19 protein-coding genes are annotated in these 16,701 nt (G+C 66.5%); 11 read left to right on the forward strand and 8 right to left on the reverse strand.

All coding sequences use genetic code 11. The features are described 5' to 3' along the window. The first annotated feature begins 30 nt into the window (after positions 1-30). From ABE093_RS12530 to ABE093_RS12560, 7 genes are read left to right on the forward strand one after another with little or no spacing between them, the layout of a single operon-like run. On the forward strand, positions 31-1,524 hold the full coding sequence (locus ABE093_RS12530; protein WP_430761246.1) for a glycosyltransferase: 1,494 nt from the start codon (positions 31-33) through the stop codon (positions 1,522-1,524). 14 nt (positions 1,525-1,538) lie between these two features. Continuing rightward, a complete protein-coding gene (locus ABE093_RS12535; protein ID WP_430761247.1) occupies positions 1,539-2,405 on the forward strand; it encodes a hypothetical protein in 867 nt (288 codons plus the stop codon). Between the two features lie 45 nt (positions 2,406-2,450). After that, complete coding sequence (gene cysS, locus ABE093_RS12540) at positions 2,451-3,824, forward strand: cysteine--tRNA ligase (protein WP_430761248.1); 1,374 nt, start codon at positions 2,451-2,453, stop codon at positions 3,822-3,824. After that, the gene (locus tag ABE093_RS12545; protein ID WP_430761249.1) at positions 3,821-4,258 is read left to right on the forward strand and encodes a SufE family protein; all 438 of its coding nucleotides are present in this window, start codon (positions 3,821-3,823) and stop codon (positions 4,256-4,258) included. The genes cysS and ABE093_RS12545 overlap by 4 nt, the downstream gene beginning before the upstream one ends. After that, complete coding sequence (locus tag ABE093_RS12550; protein WP_430761250.1) at positions 4,255-5,499, forward strand: MFS transporter; 1,245 nt, start codon at positions 4,255-4,257, stop codon at positions 5,497-5,499. The genes ABE093_RS12545 and ABE093_RS12550 overlap by 4 nt, the downstream gene beginning before the upstream one ends. Positions 5,500-5,552: 53 nt before the next feature. Next, positions 5,553-5,822, forward strand: coding sequence for a hypothetical protein (locus ABE093_RS12555; RefSeq protein ID WP_430761251.1), 270 nt, complete (start codon positions 5,553-5,555; stop codon positions 5,820-5,822). 29 nt (positions 5,823-5,851) lie between these two features. Next, positions 5,852-6,493 carry a CDGSH iron-sulfur domain-containing protein gene (locus tag ABE093_RS12560; RefSeq protein ID WP_430761252.1) on the forward strand — a complete coding sequence of 214 codons (642 nt, stop codon included), beginning with the start codon at positions 5,852-5,854 and terminating at the stop codon, positions 6,491-6,493. Positions 6,494-6,545: 52 nt separating this feature from the next. On the opposite strand, the gene dksA is transcribed toward ABE093_RS12560, so the two are convergent. Next, positions 6,546-7,514: an RNA polymerase-binding protein DksA gene (dksA, locus tag ABE093_RS12565; protein ID WP_430761253.1), complete on the reverse strand. Its 969-nt coding sequence runs from the start codon at positions 7,512-7,514 to the stop codon at positions 6,546-6,548. Positions 7,515-7,660: 146 nt separating this feature from the next. On the opposite strand from dksA, the gene yidD reads away from it, so the two are divergent. From yidD to ABE093_RS12580, 3 genes are read left to right on the forward strand one after another with little or no spacing between them, the layout of a single operon-like run. Further along, complete coding sequence (gene yidD / locus ABE093_RS12570; RefSeq protein ID WP_430761290.1) at positions 7,661-7,867, forward strand: membrane protein insertion efficiency factor YidD; 207 nt, start codon at positions 7,661-7,663, stop codon at positions 7,865-7,867. A gap of 12 nt (positions 7,868-7,879) precedes the next feature. Further along, positions 7,880-9,226 carry a dihydroorotase gene (locus ABE093_RS12575; protein WP_430761254.1) on the forward strand — a complete coding sequence of 449 codons (1,347 nt, stop codon included), beginning with the start codon at positions 7,880-7,882 and terminating at the stop codon, positions 9,224-9,226. Further along, a complete protein-coding gene (locus ABE093_RS12580; RefSeq protein WP_430761255.1) occupies positions 9,226-10,059 on the forward strand; it encodes a M23 family metallopeptidase in 834 nt (277 codons plus the stop codon). The genes ABE093_RS12575 and ABE093_RS12580 overlap by 1 nt, the downstream gene beginning before the upstream one ends. On the opposite strand, the gene folE2 is transcribed toward ABE093_RS12580, so the two are convergent. From folE2 to efp, 7 genes are all read right to left on the reverse strand, one after another. Beyond that, positions 10,056-10,946 (reverse strand): GTP cyclohydrolase FolE2, encoded by an 891-nt coding sequence (gene folE2, locus ABE093_RS12585; protein WP_430761256.1) that lies wholly within the window; start codon positions 10,944-10,946, stop codon positions 10,056-10,058. The genes ABE093_RS12580 and folE2 overlap by 4 nt on opposite strands. 9 nt (positions 10,947-10,955) lie before the next feature. Further along, positions 10,956-11,588 carry a hypothetical protein gene (locus ABE093_RS12590; RefSeq protein WP_430761257.1) on the reverse strand — a complete coding sequence of 211 codons (633 nt, stop codon included), beginning with the start codon at positions 11,586-11,588 and terminating at the stop codon, positions 10,956-10,958. After that, on the reverse strand, positions 11,585-12,250 hold the full coding sequence (gene gph, locus ABE093_RS12595) for a phosphoglycolate phosphatase (protein WP_430761258.1): 666 nt from the start codon (positions 12,248-12,250) through the stop codon (positions 11,585-11,587). The genes ABE093_RS12590 and gph overlap by 4 nt, the downstream gene beginning before the upstream one ends. Next, positions 12,247-12,978, reverse strand: coding sequence for a bifunctional 2-polyprenyl-6-hydroxyphenol methylase/3-demethylubiquinol 3-O-methyltransferase UbiG (gene ubiG, locus ABE093_RS12600; RefSeq protein WP_430761259.1), 732 nt, complete (start codon positions 12,976-12,978; stop codon positions 12,247-12,249). The genes gph and ubiG overlap by 4 nt, the downstream gene beginning before the upstream one ends. Before the next feature lie 82 nt (positions 12,979-13,060). Next, on the reverse strand, positions 13,061-14,386 hold the full coding sequence (locus ABE093_RS12605; RefSeq protein WP_430761260.1) for a TRZ/ATZ family hydrolase: 1,326 nt from the start codon (positions 14,384-14,386) through the stop codon (positions 13,061-13,063). Further along, positions 14,383-15,021, reverse strand: a complete 639-nt coding sequence (locus tag ABE093_RS12610) for a TMEM175 family protein (protein ID WP_430761261.1) — start codon at positions 15,019-15,021, stop codon at positions 14,383-14,385. Before ABE093_RS12610 ends, ABE093_RS12605 begins: the two co-directional genes overlap by 4 nt. Positions 15,022-15,045: 24 nt before the next feature. After that, entirely contained in the window at positions 15,046-15,612 is a 567-nt protein-coding gene (efp, locus tag ABE093_RS12615; protein ID WP_430761262.1) for an elongation factor P, read from the reverse strand. A 56-nt stretch (positions 15,613-15,668) separates the two neighbouring features. On the opposite strand from efp, the gene epmB reads away from it, so the two are divergent. Continuing rightward, positions 15,669-16,694, forward strand: coding sequence for an EF-P beta-lysylation protein EpmB (epmB, locus tag ABE093_RS12620; protein ID WP_430761263.1), 1,026 nt, complete (start codon positions 15,669-15,671; stop codon positions 16,692-16,694). The last annotated feature ends 7 nt before the right edge of the window (positions 16,695-16,701 follow it).

The raw sequence follows: 16,701 nt of genomic DNA on the forward strand, positions 1-16,701 counted from the left end.
AACCTACTTGTATCCCGGGGGGGATCCAGAATGGTGGCGAGGCCATCGAAGGCGCGCGTGCGCGCGCCAAAAAAAATCGAAATCATCGACGATCTCGTCGGCCCCCGATCGTCGCTCAATACGCATCAGATACGAGCCAACGGCTGGGGCACGGGACTCATCGAGAGCGATGCAGAATTCCTGCCACGCCGAAGAGCCCTCTTCTACGTCACCCCGCGCGGCAAATATCTGTTCTCGCTTCTGCTCGCAACCGTCTGGATGCTTTTCAGCATCTGGGCATCGCAGCCGTGGTTGCACGATTTGTCCCGGCAAATCGGCTTCCCGCTTGCGGTGACGATCATCACGATGATCGCCTACGTTCCCGGCTTCATGAACATGTTCCTGATGTCGACGATCGCACTGGACCGGCGACCGCCGCGCATGATGCCCGCGCGCTATCCAGCGGTGAGCATCCTGGTCGCCTGCTACAACGAGTCGCAGTCGGTCGCCGACACCTTGCGCAGCCTGGCGACACAGGACTATCCAGGCGATTACGAAGTCATCGTGCTCGACGATGGCTCGACCGACGACACGCTCTATGTCGCCGGAGGCATCATCGAAACCGACCTCGCCTACGGCAACCCGCGCGCGCACTTTCGAATCCAGCACTACCCCACCAACGCCGGGAAATCGGCCGTGTTGAATCGTGGCCTCGAGATCGCCAGCCACGAATTGATCGTCACCGTCGACGGCGACAGCTGGCTGCACAGCAATGCGTTGCGCCACATCGTGGAACGCAAGATCAGCGATCCGCCAGGAACACGCGCGGTCGCCGGAGCGGTGCTGGCGCGGAACGCCACCGTCAACATGATCGCCGGCGTGCAGGAATGGGACTATTTCTTCGGCATCGCGGCCGTCAAGCGCATGCAGAGCATGTACCACGGCACCCTGGTGGCGCAGGGCGCATTCTCCCTGTACGAGCGCAGCGCGTTGCTCGAGGTCGGCGGCTGGCCCCACTGCGTCGGCGAGGACATCGTGCTGTCCTGGGCCCTGCTCGCGCGAGGCGCGCGCATCGGTTACGCCGAAGACGCCCTGGTGTTCACCAACGTGCCGGACCGGTTCGCGCAATTCGCCCGCCAGCGCAAGCGCTGGTCGCGCGGCCTGATGGAGGCCTTTCGCCACCATTGGCGGCTCTTGTTCAAGGGACGGATGAGCACGTTGTTCGTCTGGTGGAACCTGCTGTTCCTGCCGCTGGATCTCACTTACACCTTCGCCTTCGTTCCCGGGATCCTCCTGGCACTCTTCGGCTACTACTGGCTGGTGAGCCTGTGGACGCTGCTGATCCTTCCGCTGACATTGCTGTGGACGGGGGTCATCTACCGGGTGCAACACCGCATGCTGCAACGCCAGCACCTCAAGCTGCGCCACAAACCCGTGAGCGTCATGCTTTATGTCTTCCTCTACAGCATCATCCTGCAACCCGTCTGCGTCTGGGGCTATGCCGCGGAACTGATGGGCTTGCGCAAGAAATGGGACACCAAATGAATCATCGCGCAATCTTGTTCACGCTCTTTCTCGTCGCGGCGCCGGTCGGCGCACAGCAAGCGATCGGCGTGGATGTCTTCGACAGTCGCGACTCCGAGCACTCCGGCTCGCTGCGGACAGGCGTGAACTTCGATCTCCGACACGTTGATATCGAGCACTACCAGGGCCTGCGCCTCGAACGGGCGCGTTTTTCCCCACTCGGCAACAGGGCGCAGAGCAGCGATCGCGTGTACTACCGTTTCGCCGGTGGCAGCGATTGGAAATGGAACGGGCAACTCGGCAGCGACGGCAGGACATGGCTCGGCTCGGCCAGCGTGTTCAAGGATGCCGCCAATCGCCAGGAATATTTCCTGGAACGCGATGTCGTCGAGTCCCCGCGGGAATTGGCCGCGCACCACACCTATACGTTCGTCGGCGCCGCCTACGACCTGCCCTTCGACGAGCGCGACGTCGCCACTGCAATGGTCAGCGCCCAGCATTTTTCCGACGGCAACACCCGCCTGCACCTGCGCGCCCGCTACGTTCGCGTCCTCAAGCCGGAATGGGGCCTCAGCCTGCAGTTGCGCACGCGCTATTTCCAGAGCAGCGACCCCCACCTGTCCGACTACTACTCGCCGCGCTGGTATGCCGAGGCGGTTCCGACGCTGCAGATACGGCGCTTCTACAAGCGCTGGCAGCTCCAGGGCGCGGTCGGCTACGGCCGCCAGGGCGACGCCGATTCCGGCTGGAGGCCGTCGCGCCTGATCGAAGCCAACGTGGTCAGCCCGCGCAGCCGCAACGACTGGTACTTCAAGGCGGGCCTGCTGCGCACCAATACCCCCCAGGCGGTCGGCGCCTACTCCTACGATCAGTTCCATATCGAACTGATGCGGGTGTTTTGAGCCCCGCATCGCATAAAATCAGGGCTCGTCACGCTTTCCCGTCCGATGAGCCTCCATCTCTACAACACCCTGACCCGCTCGGTCGATCCCTTCGTGCCCGCATCGCCCTCCGGCCCGACCATGTATGTCTGCGGCCCGACGGTCTACAACTACGTGCACATCGGCAACGCCCGCGGCCCGGTGGTGTTCGGGGTCCTGGCGTCCCTGCTGCGCCGACGTTTCGGCGACCTGCGCTACGCCCGCAACATCACCGACGTCGACGACAAGATCAACGCGGCCGCCAAGGAATCGGGCACGCCGATTTCGGCGATCACCGACCGTTTCGCCGCAGCCTATCGAGAGGACATGGCCGCGCTCGGCGTGACCGGCGCGTTCGCACCCGACATGGAACCGGCCGCGACCGACCACATCCCGCAGATCATCGCCATGTGCGAACGCCTGATCGCCGATGGCCACGCCTACGCCGCCGAAGGCCACGTGCTGTTCTCGGTGGCGAGCTTCCCCGGCTACGGCAAGCTGTCGCGCCGCGATCCCGAGGACATGCTGGCCGGCGCGCGCGTCGAAGTGGCGCCGTACAAGCGCGATCCCGGCGATTTCGTGCTGTGGAAGCCGTCGACCGACGACCTCCCGGGCTGGGACTCGCCGTGGGGGCGCGGTCGCCCGGGCTGGCACATCGAATGCTCGGCGATGGCGGAAGCACACCTCGGCGACACCATCGACATCCACGCCGGCGGCATCGACCTGCAATTCCCCCACCACGAGAACGAAGTCGCGCAGAGCGAATGCGCGCATGGCGGCAAGCCGTTCGCACGCTGGTGGATGCACAACGGCATGCTCAACTTCGGCGGCGCCAAGATGAGCAAGTCGCTGGGCAACATCGAGAAGGTGCACGATCTGGTGCGTGCGCATCCGCCGGAAGCCCTGCGTTACGCCCTGCTCTCCGCCCACTATCGCCAGCCGCTGGAATGGAGCGAAGCCGTGGTCGACCAGAGCGTGCGCACGCTCGATCGCCTCTATGGCACGCTGCGCGATCTCGCCGACGTCGATGCACAACCGGTGATTCCTGCCGGCATCGAAGCCGCGCTCGACGATGATCTCAACACGCCGCAGGCGCTTGCCGAGATCGCCCGCATCGCCGGCGAGGCACGCAAGGCCAGCGGCGACGATCGCACGCGCCTGAAGTCGGAATTGCTCGGCGCCGGGCTGGCGCTGGGCCTGCTGCAACAGGATCCCGCGGCGTGGTTCGCGCGTGGCGCCTCCAGCGGCGACGATGCGCGCATCCAGCAATTGGTGGACGAACGCAACGAAGCAAAGAAGTCCCGCGATTTCGCCCGCGCTGACGCCATCCGCGACCAGCTCGCGAACGAAGGCATCCTGCTGGAAGATACGCCCGCGGGCGTTCGCTGGAAGCGCGCATGAGCGCATCGCAATTCCCGCTCGAAGCGACGGCCGCCGAAGCGCAGGCTGCGATCGCCGACGAATTCTCGCTGTTTGGCGACTGGTCCGAACGCTACCAGTACCTGATCGATCTCGGCCGCAAGCTCCCTGATCTGCCGGATGCGTTGAAGACCGAAGAACATCGCCTGCTCGGCTGCCAGTCGAAGGTATGGATCGTCGCCAGCGGCAATGCCGCGCGCCTCGACTTCCAGGCGATCAGCGATTCGACGATCGTCTCCGGCCTGATCTATCTCGCGCTGCGCGTCTATTCGGGACGTCCGGCCAGCGAAATCCTGGCGACATCGCCGGACTACATCTCCACGATCGGCTTGGCCAAGCATCTGTCGCCGACCCGCAGCAACGGCCTCGCCGCCCTGCTCGATTTCATCAAGACCACCGCAGCGCAGGCCCAGTGAACGACAACACCGCGACCGCTCCCACCGCATCGCCCCTGCGCAATCGCGGCTTCCTGCAATTGATGGTGTACCGCATCTGCACGATGCTGTGCTACCAGATCGCCGCGGTCACCGTCGGCTGGCATGTCTACGAACTGACCCGCAGCCCGTTCGCGCTCGGCATGATCGGCCTCGCCGAAGTGCTGCCGTTCTTCGTGGTCGCGCCGTTCGCCGGGTATCTCGTCGACCACCTGCCGCGACGCAAGCTCGGCGCGGTCGCCTGCCTCGGCCTCGCCGCGACGCCGCTGCTGCTGTTGCTGGTCGCGCGCACCCCGGCGCTGCACGGCAACCTCGCCCTGATGTACGTCGCCGTCGGCCTGAACGGCATCGTGCGTTCCTTCCTCGGCCCGGTCTACAACGCGCTGTTCGCGCGCGTGCTGCCGCGCGAGCAGTTCGTGCGCGGCGCCAGCCTCGGCAGCGTGGTGTTCCAGACCGGACTGGTATTCGGCCCGGCGCTGGGCGGTGCCCTCACCGGCTGGGCCGGCATCGAGATCGCCTACCTGGTGGCGTTCCTGCTCGGCCTCGTCGCCGCGATCGCGGTGTTCACGCTGGCGGTGACCGAACCGCCACCGCCACCGCAGCGCGAACCGGTGTTCGCCAGCATCCGCGAAGGCCTGCGCTTCGTGTTCTCGCAACAGGTCATGCTCGGCGCGATGGCGCTCGATATGTTCTCGGTGCTGCTCGGCGGCGCGGTATCGATGCTGCCGGCCTTCATCAAGGACATCCTCCACGCCGGTCCCGAAGCTTTCGGGGTGATGCGCGGCATGCCTGCAGCGGGATCGATCGTGGTCGCGCTGTGGCTGGCGCGCCACCCACTGGAACGCCATGCCGGTCGCGTACTGATGTACGCCGTCTCCGGGTTCGGGCTGTGCACGATCGCCTTCGCGCTGTCGCGCAACCTGTGGTTGTCGGGCGCGCTGCTGGTGCTCTACGGCATGTGCGATGGCGTATCGGTGGTGCTGCGCTCGACCATCCTGCAGCTGGTGACGCCCGATGAAATGCGCGGCCGCGTCTCGTCGATCAACAGCATCTTCATCAGCTCGTCGAACGAACTCGGCGCGTTCTACGACGGCGTGATGGCGCGCCTGCTCGGACTGGTGCCGGCGATCATCACCGGCGGTTGCGTCACCCTCGGCGTGGTCGGCATCACCGCCTGGCGCGCGCCGAAGCTGCGCAAGCTGGATCTGCGCGACCTCCACTGAGGCATACTCGTCCCTGCGTCGGCACGACTCGTCGACGACGGGAGGAGAACCGGATGCGCACGCTGATCATCATCGCCATCGGCATCGTGCTGGCCACGCTGCTGTTGTTCGTGTTCCGTCGCGATGCCCGCACCTTGCGCACCGTCTTCGTCACCTTCGCCATCGCCTGGATCGCGGTCTGCGCCTACAACATGTGGCTGGGCGTCGCCCGTGCCGGCTACGCGGTGACGGAAGAGCTGCCCTTCCTGCTGGCCAATGCCGGCGTTCCCCTGCTGTTCGCCTGGTGGCTGCAGCGCCGCCTGCGCAGGGGCGCGCAGGGGTAGACTCGGCGCGGATATCGAAGGAGTCGACCATGTCCATCGAAACGGTTCGCGGCAAGCACGTCACCATCCTCTTCGATGGCACGCGCTGCATCCATTCGCGCAATTGCGTCCTCACCCACCCCGACGTCTTCGTGCCGAATGTCGATGGCGAGTGGATCCATCCGGATGCGCAGTCGGTCGAAGACGTGGTGCTCACCGCGCGGATGTGCCCGTCGGGCGCGATCCAGTACCAGCGCCATGATGGCGGCGAGGAAGAGCCCGCTCCGATCGTCAACACCGTGCGCGTGCGCGAGAACGGGCCGCTCGCCTTCAATGCGCCGTTGAAGGTCGCCGGCGAGGATGCCGGCCTGCGCCGGACGCTATGCCGTTGCGGCCTGTCGAAGCACAAACCCTATTGCGACAACAGCCACATCGAAGGTGGCTTCCACGCCACCGGCGAACCACCACTCAAAAAATCGGAAGCGCTGGCAGCGCGCGACGGCGAGCTCACGGTCGAACCGCAGAGCAATGGCCCGCTGAAAGTGATTGGCAATCTCGAAGTGGTCAGCGGTACCGGCCACACCATCGACCGCGTCACCGAAACCTGGCTATGCCGCTGCGGTCATTCCCAGAACAAGCCGTTCTGCGATGGCTCGCATCGCAAGTTCGGCTTCGAGGCCGACGGCGCGTAACAAAAAGCCGCGCCGAGGCGGGGCTTTTTCGTGATGCGGGGACGCAGCAGGATCAATCGCCCTGCTGCTTCTGCAGGTGTTCCCAGCGTTCCTGCGCATCGATGGTGCGTTCCGCCTGCGGACGGGCTTCCAGGCGATCGAGGCCGATTTCTTCGCCGGTATCGACGCAGTAGCCGTATTCGCCGCTGTCGACGCGCTTGAGCGTGCTGTCGAGCTTGCTGATCAGCTTGCGGTAACGGTCGCGGGTACGCAGTTCCAGCGCGTTCTCGGTCTCGCGGCTGGCGCGCTCGGCATCGTCGCCGACATCGCGCACTTCTTCCTTGAGGTTCTCGATGGTCTGCTTCGATTCCTCGACCAGCTCGGCGCGGCGTTCCAGCAGCTTCTGGCGGAAGTACTCGAGCTGCAACGCGCTCATGTACTCCTCGTCCGCCTGCGGCTTGTAGCCGGCAGGCAGGATCGGGCGACCGCTGGCGTCGTCTGTCTTGTACTCGACCACGCGCAGCTTGCCGCGGACGACCGGAGCCTTGACCACCGGGGTGATCGCGACCGCGACCTTGCCGGTCGGGCGCGGCACCGGGGGACGCGGCGCCGGCGGCACCGGGGCCGGTGCGGCCACGGACTTCGCTGCCGCCTTGGTCGGTGCGGGCTTGGTCGGAACAGGCTTGGCAGGCGTCGCCTTCGGCGCGGGCGCGGCAACCGGCTTGGCCGGAGCGGCCTTGGCAGGTGCCGGAGCCGGCTTGGCAGCCGCCTTCACGGGCGCGGCCTTGGCGACGGGCGCCGGGGCCGGCTTCTTGGCGGGGACGGGCTTGGCGGGCGCCGCAGCGGGCTTCTTCGCAGGTGCGGCGGCCTTGGCTGGTGCAGCCTTCTTCGCCGGGGCGGCCTTGGCAACGGGCTTGGCCGGCACCTTGGCGACCGGTTTCTTGCTCACGGGGGCTTTCTTGGGGGCGGGCGCCGCCGGTTTCTTGGCGACAGCCTTCTTGACGGGCTTGGCGGGGGTTTTTGCGGTTTTCTTGACTGCCACTTCGACGTCCTTACGAGATCCCTTGAGCGCGGGAAGCCGGCTGTTATAACCTGCCCACTCCCCCTCGGCAAGCGCTGGATGCTGCACCTGATCGCGTGGACATGCGGTGATTTCCCGTGAACCTGTTGCGTGACCTCGTCTCCGGCATGCTGATCGGGCTGTTGCGCGCCTACAAACTGCTGATCAGCCCCCTGCTCGGCCAACGCTGCCGCTTCCATCCCAGCTGTTCGACCTACGCGATGGAGGCGGTCCGGATCCACGGGCCGATCCGCGGCAGCTGGCTGGCTGCCAAGCGCGTGGGCCGCTGCCATCCCCTCCACCCCGGCGGCCACGATCCCGTGCCGCCCGCCTGACCGGACCCCAGCATGCCCTCGATCCTCATCACCAATGCCCGTGTCGTCAGCGACGGCCGCGAATTCGACGCCGACGTCCGCATCGAGGGCGAACGCATCGGCCTGATCGGCGACAGCCTGGCGGCCAAGCCCGGCGAACAGGTGGTCGATGCCCGCGGCGCCTGGCTGATGCCCGGCATGATCGATGCCCAGGTCCACTTCCGCGATCCCGGCCTGACCCACAAGGGCGACATCGCGACCGAATCGACCGCGTCCGTGGCCGGTGGCACCACCAGCTTCATGGACATGCCGAACACGCGGCCGCCGACGCTCGACCACGCCACGCTCGAGGCCAAGTACGCCAATGCCGCCGGCCGCGCCCGCGCCAACTACGGCTTCTACTTCGGCGCCAGCAACGACAATCTCGAACAGATCCGCAGGCTCGACCCCAAGGCCTCGCCCGGCGTGAAGGTCTTCATGGGCGCATCGACCGGCAACATGCTGGTCGACGATCCGGACGTGCTCGACGGCATCTTCCGCGACGCGCCGGTGCCGATCATCACCCACTGCGAAGACACGCCGATGATCGACGAGACGCTCGCCGGCTACGTCGCGCAGTACGGCGACGACATCCCGGTGCGTTTCCATCCCGATATCCGCAGCCGCGAAGCCTGCCTGAAGTCCTCGCGATTGGCAGTGGAACTGGCGCGTCGCCACGACGCCCGCCTCCACGTGCTGCACATCTCCACCGCGGAAGAACTCGACCTGTTCGAACGCGGGCCGCTGATCCGCGCCGATGGCAGCCGCAAGCGCATCACCGCCGAAACCTGCGTGCATTTCCTCCAGTTCGCCCGCGACGACTACGAACGCCTCGGCAACCTGATCAAGTGCAACCCGGCGATCAAGGACGCACGCGATCGCGACGCATTGATCCGCGCCATCGCCGACGACGTGATCGACGTGCTCGCCACCGACCACGCGCCGCATACCTGGGAAGAAAAGCAGCAGAACTACATGAAGGCGCCGAGCGGCCTGCCGCTGACGCAGTTCGCGCTGCAGTGCGCGCTCGAGCGCGTGCACGACGGCCTGCTGACGCGCGCGCAGGTGGTGCAGAAGACCGCGCACGCGCCGGCGCAGTTGTTCGAAGTGATCGACCGCGGCTTCCTGCGCGAAGGCCAGTTCGCCGACCTCGTGCTGGTCGAGGACACGCCCTATACGGTGCGTCGCGAGGCGGTGCTGTCGAAGTGCGGATGGTCGCCGTTCGAAGGCATGACCTTCCGTTCGCGGATCGCTTCGACTTGGGTCAATGGGCAACAGGTCTGGGATGGCACCCACGTGATCGGCACGATCGGCGGCCAGCGCCTGCGGTTCGGTCGCTGATGCGGCGCGCAGTACTGGCATTGGTGGCGACTGCGATGGCGTTGCCGCTCGCGGCCGTGCAGATCGTCGCACGCGACAGCACCCAGCGCGGTTTCCCTTCCGAAGTCCAGCCAGGCAGCCTGGTGATCGCGACGCTGCCCGCCGGTGCGCAGGCGCGTTTCGACGGCCACGACCTGCGCCCGACGCCCGCGGGACTCGTGGTGATCGGCATCGGTCGCGACGCCGGCAGTCCGCAGACGGTCGAGCTGCGCTTCCCGGACGGTCATGTCCAGAAGGTCGACATCGCCATCAGCAAACGCGATTGGCCGATCCAGCGCGTCAACGGCGTGCCCGATGACACCGTGAATCCACCTCCGGCGATCGCCGCGCGCATCGCCCGCGAGAATGCCGAGATCGTTGCCGCGCGTCGCAGCGATTCCGACGGCACCGGCTTCGCGCAGGCCTTCATCTGGCCGGTGCAGGGCCGTGTCAGCGGACGCTTCGGCAACCAGCGCATCTTCAACGGCACGCCGAAAGCGCCGCACTCGGGCATGGATATCGCCGCGAAGCAAGGCACACCGATCCACGCGCCCGCCGATGGCGTGGTGACGCTGGCCAAATTCGGATTCTTCCTCACCGGCGGCACGGTGATGATCAATCACGGTCATGGCGTCAGCAGCAATTTCCTGCACATGTCGCGGATCGACGTGAAGCCCGGCGACGTGATCCACCAGGGCGATGTCATCGGCGCGGTCGGCATGACCGGACGCGCGACCGGGCCGCACCTGCACTGGGGCATGACCTGGTTCGAGACCAAGATCGATCCGCTGCTGGTGCTGGAACGGACGCGCTAAGCGCTGACGACGGCAACCGCGTCGTGCGCGTGCAGGCTCTCGAGATGGCTGACTTGCACGCGATAGTGGCGGCATGCCTCCAGCGTTGACACCGCGGCGGCCACACGACGCGCGGCATCCTCGCAGAACATCAGGTTGGCGGCATTGGCTTCTGCGAAGGCGCGCTCGTCCTCGCGCTTGACCGCAGTCTGCACCGGCGTGCCGAGCGCGCGTTCGACGGCATCGACCAACGCGGCGACCGGGAATTCATCGGCATCCTCGGCGAGTTCGACGCGAACCCGCGCGATGCTGCGTTGCGCGTGCGGCGTCGCCGCCATGCCCGCCGGCGATTCCAGCCACGCAGCGATCTCGGCGGCACTGCCGCCATCCGGGAACGCCTGCAGGAAATGTTCGGAGATCACCTGGCGCGACAGCGCCGCCGAGGCCGGACAGGTGCTGGAGTACTGGAGATCGACGGTGAAGGCGACTTGCAGCCCATCGCGGCCGAGCTGCGCTTCCACTTCGACCGGATAGTCGCGCCAGCCGGCATTGGCGCTGGCCAAAGCCGGACGTTCCAGCAAGGCGCTGAAACGCAGGCGCAGGCGCGCGGCCGTGCTCAGGCCCTGCTGTGAATCGATGCACGCCTGCAGGAAGGCGCGGACGCGGGCGATACCGACCTCGCCATTGGCCAGCGATTCGCGCAGGCGCAGGTAGAGGCGCGACATGTGGATGCCGCGGGTGCCGGCGACAAGATCAACGAAGACATCGGCCATGGCCGGCACCGTGGCACCATCGCGGCGCAGCGGCAGGGCGATCCCTTCCATGCCCACCCAGTCCAGCCCGCGCGCGTGGGCGGCGGTCTCGTGGGCGACGTCGGCCAAGGGGGTTTTGCGTGATTCGTAGTTCATTGCGCCATTTTAGCGGCCGCGGGCTGCACGCCAGGCCAAGACCAGGGTGCGCCAGCGCGAGAGAACGATTGCATCGCCCTTGCGGACCGCATTTGCACGGGCCATCGCCAGCGCATCGAAGAGCCGACGCGGGCGCGGACCGCCGCGTTGCAGCCTGCCCGCCGCCAGCGGCGACCCGATGGAAACCTTCAGGGTGCGCAACAGCTGCAACGGGTCGCTGTCGCGGGCGGCATCGCCGAACAACTGGCGCTCGACTGCGGCGATCGCCGCGAGGAACGGCTGTAGCGCCGTAGCCGCCGCCGATTCATCCGCGTGGGCCTGATCGCGATCGCGCAACACGCCGAGGCTGTCGGCGAACGCCGACCACTCGACTGGCTGCTTCTGCAGGGCGAGCCCCAGCGGATGGCGACGCAGGCCCTTGGACCAGCCGCGCAATTCCTCCTGCCACCAGCCGAGCTTGGCCAGCCCCGGCGTGGGGTCGCTGCCACCCCAGGCCGCTTCGGCGAGTTCGCCCAGCAGCATGAACCAGGCCACGGCGACATCGCGCGCGGTTTCGGCGATGAAGGTTTCGGCGATCTGCCATTCCGGCCAGCGTGAGCGCCAGCCATCCAGCGTCGCCGCGAGTGCCTCGCGATCGCTCATGGCCAGCGCGTCGGGTCGAGCAGGTCGGAGGCCTGCTCCAGCATCACGTCGCCGCCCCACTCCGCCGGATCGTCGCCGGGCAGGCGATATCCCCACAACGCGACCACGGAACGCATGCCCGCCGCGCGCGCCGCTTCGATATCGCGTTCGTCGTCGCCGACGTAGATGCAATCCTGCGGAGCCATGCCGATCGCTTCCGCGGCATGCAGCAACGGCAAGGGATGCGGCTTGCGTTCGGCCAGCGTATCGCCGCCGATCAACACGCCGCTGCGATGCGTCCAGCCCGACGCCTGCAGCGCGGATTTCGCCAGACCTTCCGGCTTGTTGGTGACGATGCCCCAGCGCACGTCGTTGCGATCGAGCGCATCGAGCAGATCATCGACGCCCGGGAACGTCACCGCGTGCCTGCCAAGCTCGCGATCGTAGATTTCGAGGAATTCCGGCACCAGCTCCAGCCGCCCCCCTTCGTCGAGTCCGGGGAACGCGGCACCGATCATCGCCCGCGACCCTTTCGAAACATGCGGACGCAGTTCGTCGAGCGTCATCGCCGCGATGCCGCGCGCGGCACGCATCGCGTTCGCGGTCGCCAGCATGTCGGGCGCGCTGTCGAGCAAGGTGCCGTCGAGATCGAACAGCACTGCCTTGGGGAAGCCCACGGTCATTCCGGTTTACCGGCCTGCATCAGGTAGTTGACGTCGGTGCGCGTGGTCAGTCGTGCCGCGTGTTTCCACGGCTCGTAGAGGATGCCGCTGATGTCGCGCACGTCGAGGCCGGCCGTGCGCATTCCGCGTGCGAGTTCGGATGGACGGATGAAGTCGCGATACTGATGCGTGCCCTTGGGCAGCAATCCGGCGACGTATTCGGCGCCGACGATGGCCAGCCCGAATGCCGCCGGCGTGCGGTTGAGCGTCGATGCGAACAGCTGTCCGCCCGGACGCAGCAACGTGGCGCAGGCGTCGAGGATCGACTGCGGATCGGGTACGTGCTCCAGCATTTCCATGCAGGTGATGACGTCGAACGTGCCCGGCTGTTCTTCCGCCAGCGCTTCCACCGACTGTTCGCGGTATTCCACCTTGGTGCCCGCCTCAAGGCCGTGCAGTTTCGCGACCTGGATCAGTTCCGGCGCGAGGTCGAGCGCGGTGACGTTCGCGCCGGACTTGGCCAGCGCTTCGCTCAGCAGGCCGCCACCGCAGCCGACGTCGAGCACCCGCGCGCCCGGCAGGCTCGCACGTTCGGCGACATAGGCAAGGCGCACCGGATTCAGCGCATGCAGCGCGCGCTGCGGGCCGTTGGGATCCCACCAGCGGCTGGCGAGCGCGGCGAATTTGTCGAGTTCGGACTGGCGGACGTTGTTTGTCACGAATGAACCCCTCAAGGAATCACCATCCATGGTACGACTGCCGGCCCGTCCATCCATGGCCGGGCGCTCAACGCCGCGCGAACCAATGGTTCGCAAACGCGGCGTTTCGCCCTCACTGTGCGCCGATGCGCTCGCGCCACTGGCGGGCATTGGCACGGATGGCGTCGATATCCATGTCGACCAGTTGGCGGTCGGCAAGCTTGCGCCGGCCGGCGATCCAGACATCGCTGACCTGCTGGCGACCGCAGGCGTAGGCGAGCTGCGACAGCACATGGAACAGCGGCTGGGTTTCGATCGGCGAGAGATCGACCAGCACCAGGTCGGCCTGCTTTCCGGCTTCGATCGAACCGATGCGGTCGCCCCAGCCCAGCGCACGCGCACTGCCGAGTGTCGCCGCGCGCAGCGCGGTCGCCGCGTCGAAGGCCGCGGCATCGTTCGCCACCGCCTTGGCCAGCAAGGCCGCGGTGCGCGTTTCGCCGAACATGTCGAGATCGTTGTTGCTGGCGGCGCCGTCGGTGCCGATCGCGACGTTCACGCCGGCGCGATGCAGCTTCTCCACCGGGCAGAAACCGGAAGCAAGCTTGAGGTTGGATTCCGGGCAATGCACCACGCTGACGCCGCGATCGGCGCATAGGCGGATTTCGGAATCGGTCAGCTGCGTCATGTGCACGGCGATCAGGCGATCGTTGACCACGCCAAGGCGATCGAGCCGCGCCAGCGGACGCTGGCCATGCAGTTTCAGCGAATCCTCGACTTCCTGCGCGGTCTCGTGGGTATGGAGATGCACCGGGATGTCCAGCTGGTCGGACAACATGCGCAGGCGCTCGAAGCTGGCGTCGCTCACGGTGTACGGCGCGTGTGGCGCGAACGCGGTGCCGATGAAGGGATCGTCGCGCCACTGGTCGTGCACTTCGCCGGCGCGCTCGAAATATTCGTCGTCCGTCTTCGCCCACGCCGTCGGGAAATCGATCACCGGCAAACCGACCATCGCGCGGAACCCGAAGCGGTGGTAGGTCTGCGCCTGCACGTCGGGGAAGAAATAGTTCTCGTTGCAGCAGGTGGTGCCGCCACGCAGCATCTCGGCGATCGCCAGCGTCACGCCGTCGCGCACGTATTCCGGCGACATCACCCGGCCCTCGGCCGGCCAGATGTGCTGCTGCAGCCAGGTCATCAGCGGCAGGTCGTCGGCGATGCCGCGCAGCAGCGTCATCGGGTTGTGGGTGTGGGCGTTGACCAGGCCCGGCATCAGCACCGCATCGGGACGCGAAACGGTTTCCTTCGCCGCGTACTTCGCCCGTGCCTCGGCGGTCGGCAGCAGGTCGACGATCACGCCATCGCGCACCGCGACCGCATGGTCGTCCAGCACCACGCCATGCGGCTCGATCGGCACGACATGGCCGGCTTCGATCAGCACATCGCAGGACAGCATTTCGCTCATGGAGTCGGGTTCCGGAAGATGCGACGGCGGACGACGGCCAGCAACGGGAAGATCGCGGCGAACACGAATCCGATCGTCCAGGACGGCAGGACGAAAGCCAGCGGAATGGTCGTCGCGAACACGACCAGCGGAGCCAGGCCGCGCCCGATGAACCAGCGCACGCCTTGTTCGCCGATCTTGTCGCGCAGGTCTTCCTGCTTCACCACCAGCAGGCGCGTGCGCAGCGAGAAGAACGAAATCGCGGTCAGCACGCAGGCATACAGCACCGCGCGCCCGGCACCATGGCCGGAGAACGACAGCGAATATTCACGGGTGGCGAACGGCATCAGCGCCACGAACATCAACTGCAGCAGCGTCGACCACACCACCTTGCCGTTGACCCTGGTGATGTATTTCCAGGTCAGCATGTGGCTGACCCAGAACACGCCGGTGACCATGAAGCTGATGAAGTAGGAGATGAAAGTGCCCTGGATTTCCATCGCGGCCGCAGTATCGGTCGCGTCATGGCCGGGCAGTTTCAGTTCGATCGCCAACAGGGTGATGGCGATCGCGAAGACCGCGTCGCAGAAGAACACGACGCGATCATGCGGGAAGATGTCGGCTCCGGGTGTTGCAGGCGTTGCGCTCGACGTCATGCATCCCTCTTCGTGGTGACAGGCTTACTTCACGCGGCTGACGTATTCGCCGCTGCGGGTGTCGACCTTGATCACTTCTTCCTGGCCGACGAACAAAGGCACGCGCACCACCGCGCCGGTTTCCAGCGTGGCCGGCTTGCCGCCGGTACCCGCCGTATCGCCCTTCACGCCGGGATCGGTCTCGGTGATCTTGAGTTCGACGAAGTTCGGCGGCTGCACCATGATCGGATTGCCATTCCACAGCGTCACGATGCACTGTTCCTCGCCCTTCAGCCACTTGTCGGCGCCGCCCATGCCGTTGATGTCGGCCTGGACCTGCTCGAAGGTTTCCGGATCCATGAAGTGCCAGTACTCGCCGTCCGAATACATGTAGTTCATATCGGTGTCGACGACGTCGGCCTGCTCCACCGAGTCGGTCGCCTTCATGGTCATTTCGACCACGCGGCCCGACTTGATGCTGCGGTACTTCACGCGGGTGAAGGCCTGGCCCTTGCCCGGCTTCACGTATTCGGTGTCGGTGATGACGCAAGGATCGTTGTTGACCAGGATCTTCTGGCCGTTCTTGACGTCGTTCATGCCCAGGGTGGCCATGGTCGTGCTCCTCAGCTGCGGCCCGATGGCACCGGGCTCGTTAGAATAAACCCGACATGATACCTGCTCGCCCCGCTCCCATACAGATTTCGCCCCGACAGGCCACCCCGCGCTGGCAACAGCTTTGGCGCGATGCCGTGCGCGACCCGATGGAATTGCTGGGCCTGCTCGGGCTGGAGGAATTGGCCAGCCGGGTTTCCCCCGCGGCCGCGGCGCAATTCGCCCTGCGGGTACCGCGCGGCTTCGTTGCCCGCATGCGCCATGGCGATGCCAACGACCCCCTGTTGCGCCAGGTCCTGCCGCTGGACGACGAAGAGCGCGTCGTTCCCGGCTTCGGGCTGGACGCCGTCGGCGACAGCGCGGCCCGCGCCGGCGCCGGGGTGATCCGCAAATACCGCGGGCGAGCCCTGCTGGTCGCGACCGGCAGCTGCGCGATCAATTGCCGCTACTGCTTCCGCCGCCATTTCCCTTATGCGGACGAAACCGCCGCGCGCGGCCAGTGGGCCGAGGCGCTGGCGATCATCGCGGCCGACGATTCCATCGACGAAATCATCCTGTCCGGTGGCGATCCGTTGTCGCTGGCCGATGGCAAGCTCGCCGAGCTCACCGATGCCTTGAAGCAGGTTCCCCATGTCCGCCGCCTGCGCATCCATACGCGATTGCCGGTCGTGCTGCCGGAACGGGTGGACGATGGCCTGGTCGCGTGGTTGCGCGGCCTGCCGTGGCCGGTCACGGTGGTGATCCATGCCAACCATGCCAACGAATTCGATGGCGATGTCGATGCCGCGCTCCTGCGATTGCGCGACGCCGGCTGCCTGCTGCTCAACCAGGCCGTGCTGTTGAAGGGCGTCAACGATTCGGTGGATGCCCTGGCCGATCTGTGCGAACGCGGCCATCGCGCCGGCGTGCTGCCCTATTACCTGCACCAGCTCGATCGCGTCAGCGGCGCCGCCCATTTCGAAGTCGGCGACGACGACGCCCTCGCCCTGCATCGCGACCTCGCCGCGCGCCTGTCCGGTTACCTGGTCCCGAAACTGGTGCGCGAAGTGGCCGGCGATCCCGGCAAGCGCCCCTTGGTGTGACCGGCAT

The organism is Solilutibacter silvestris, from assembly GCF_050574925.1.
In the GTDB taxonomy this organism is placed as follows: Bacteria; Pseudomonadota; Gammaproteobacteria; order Xanthomonadales; family Xanthomonadaceae; genus Solilutibacter; species Solilutibacter silvestris_A.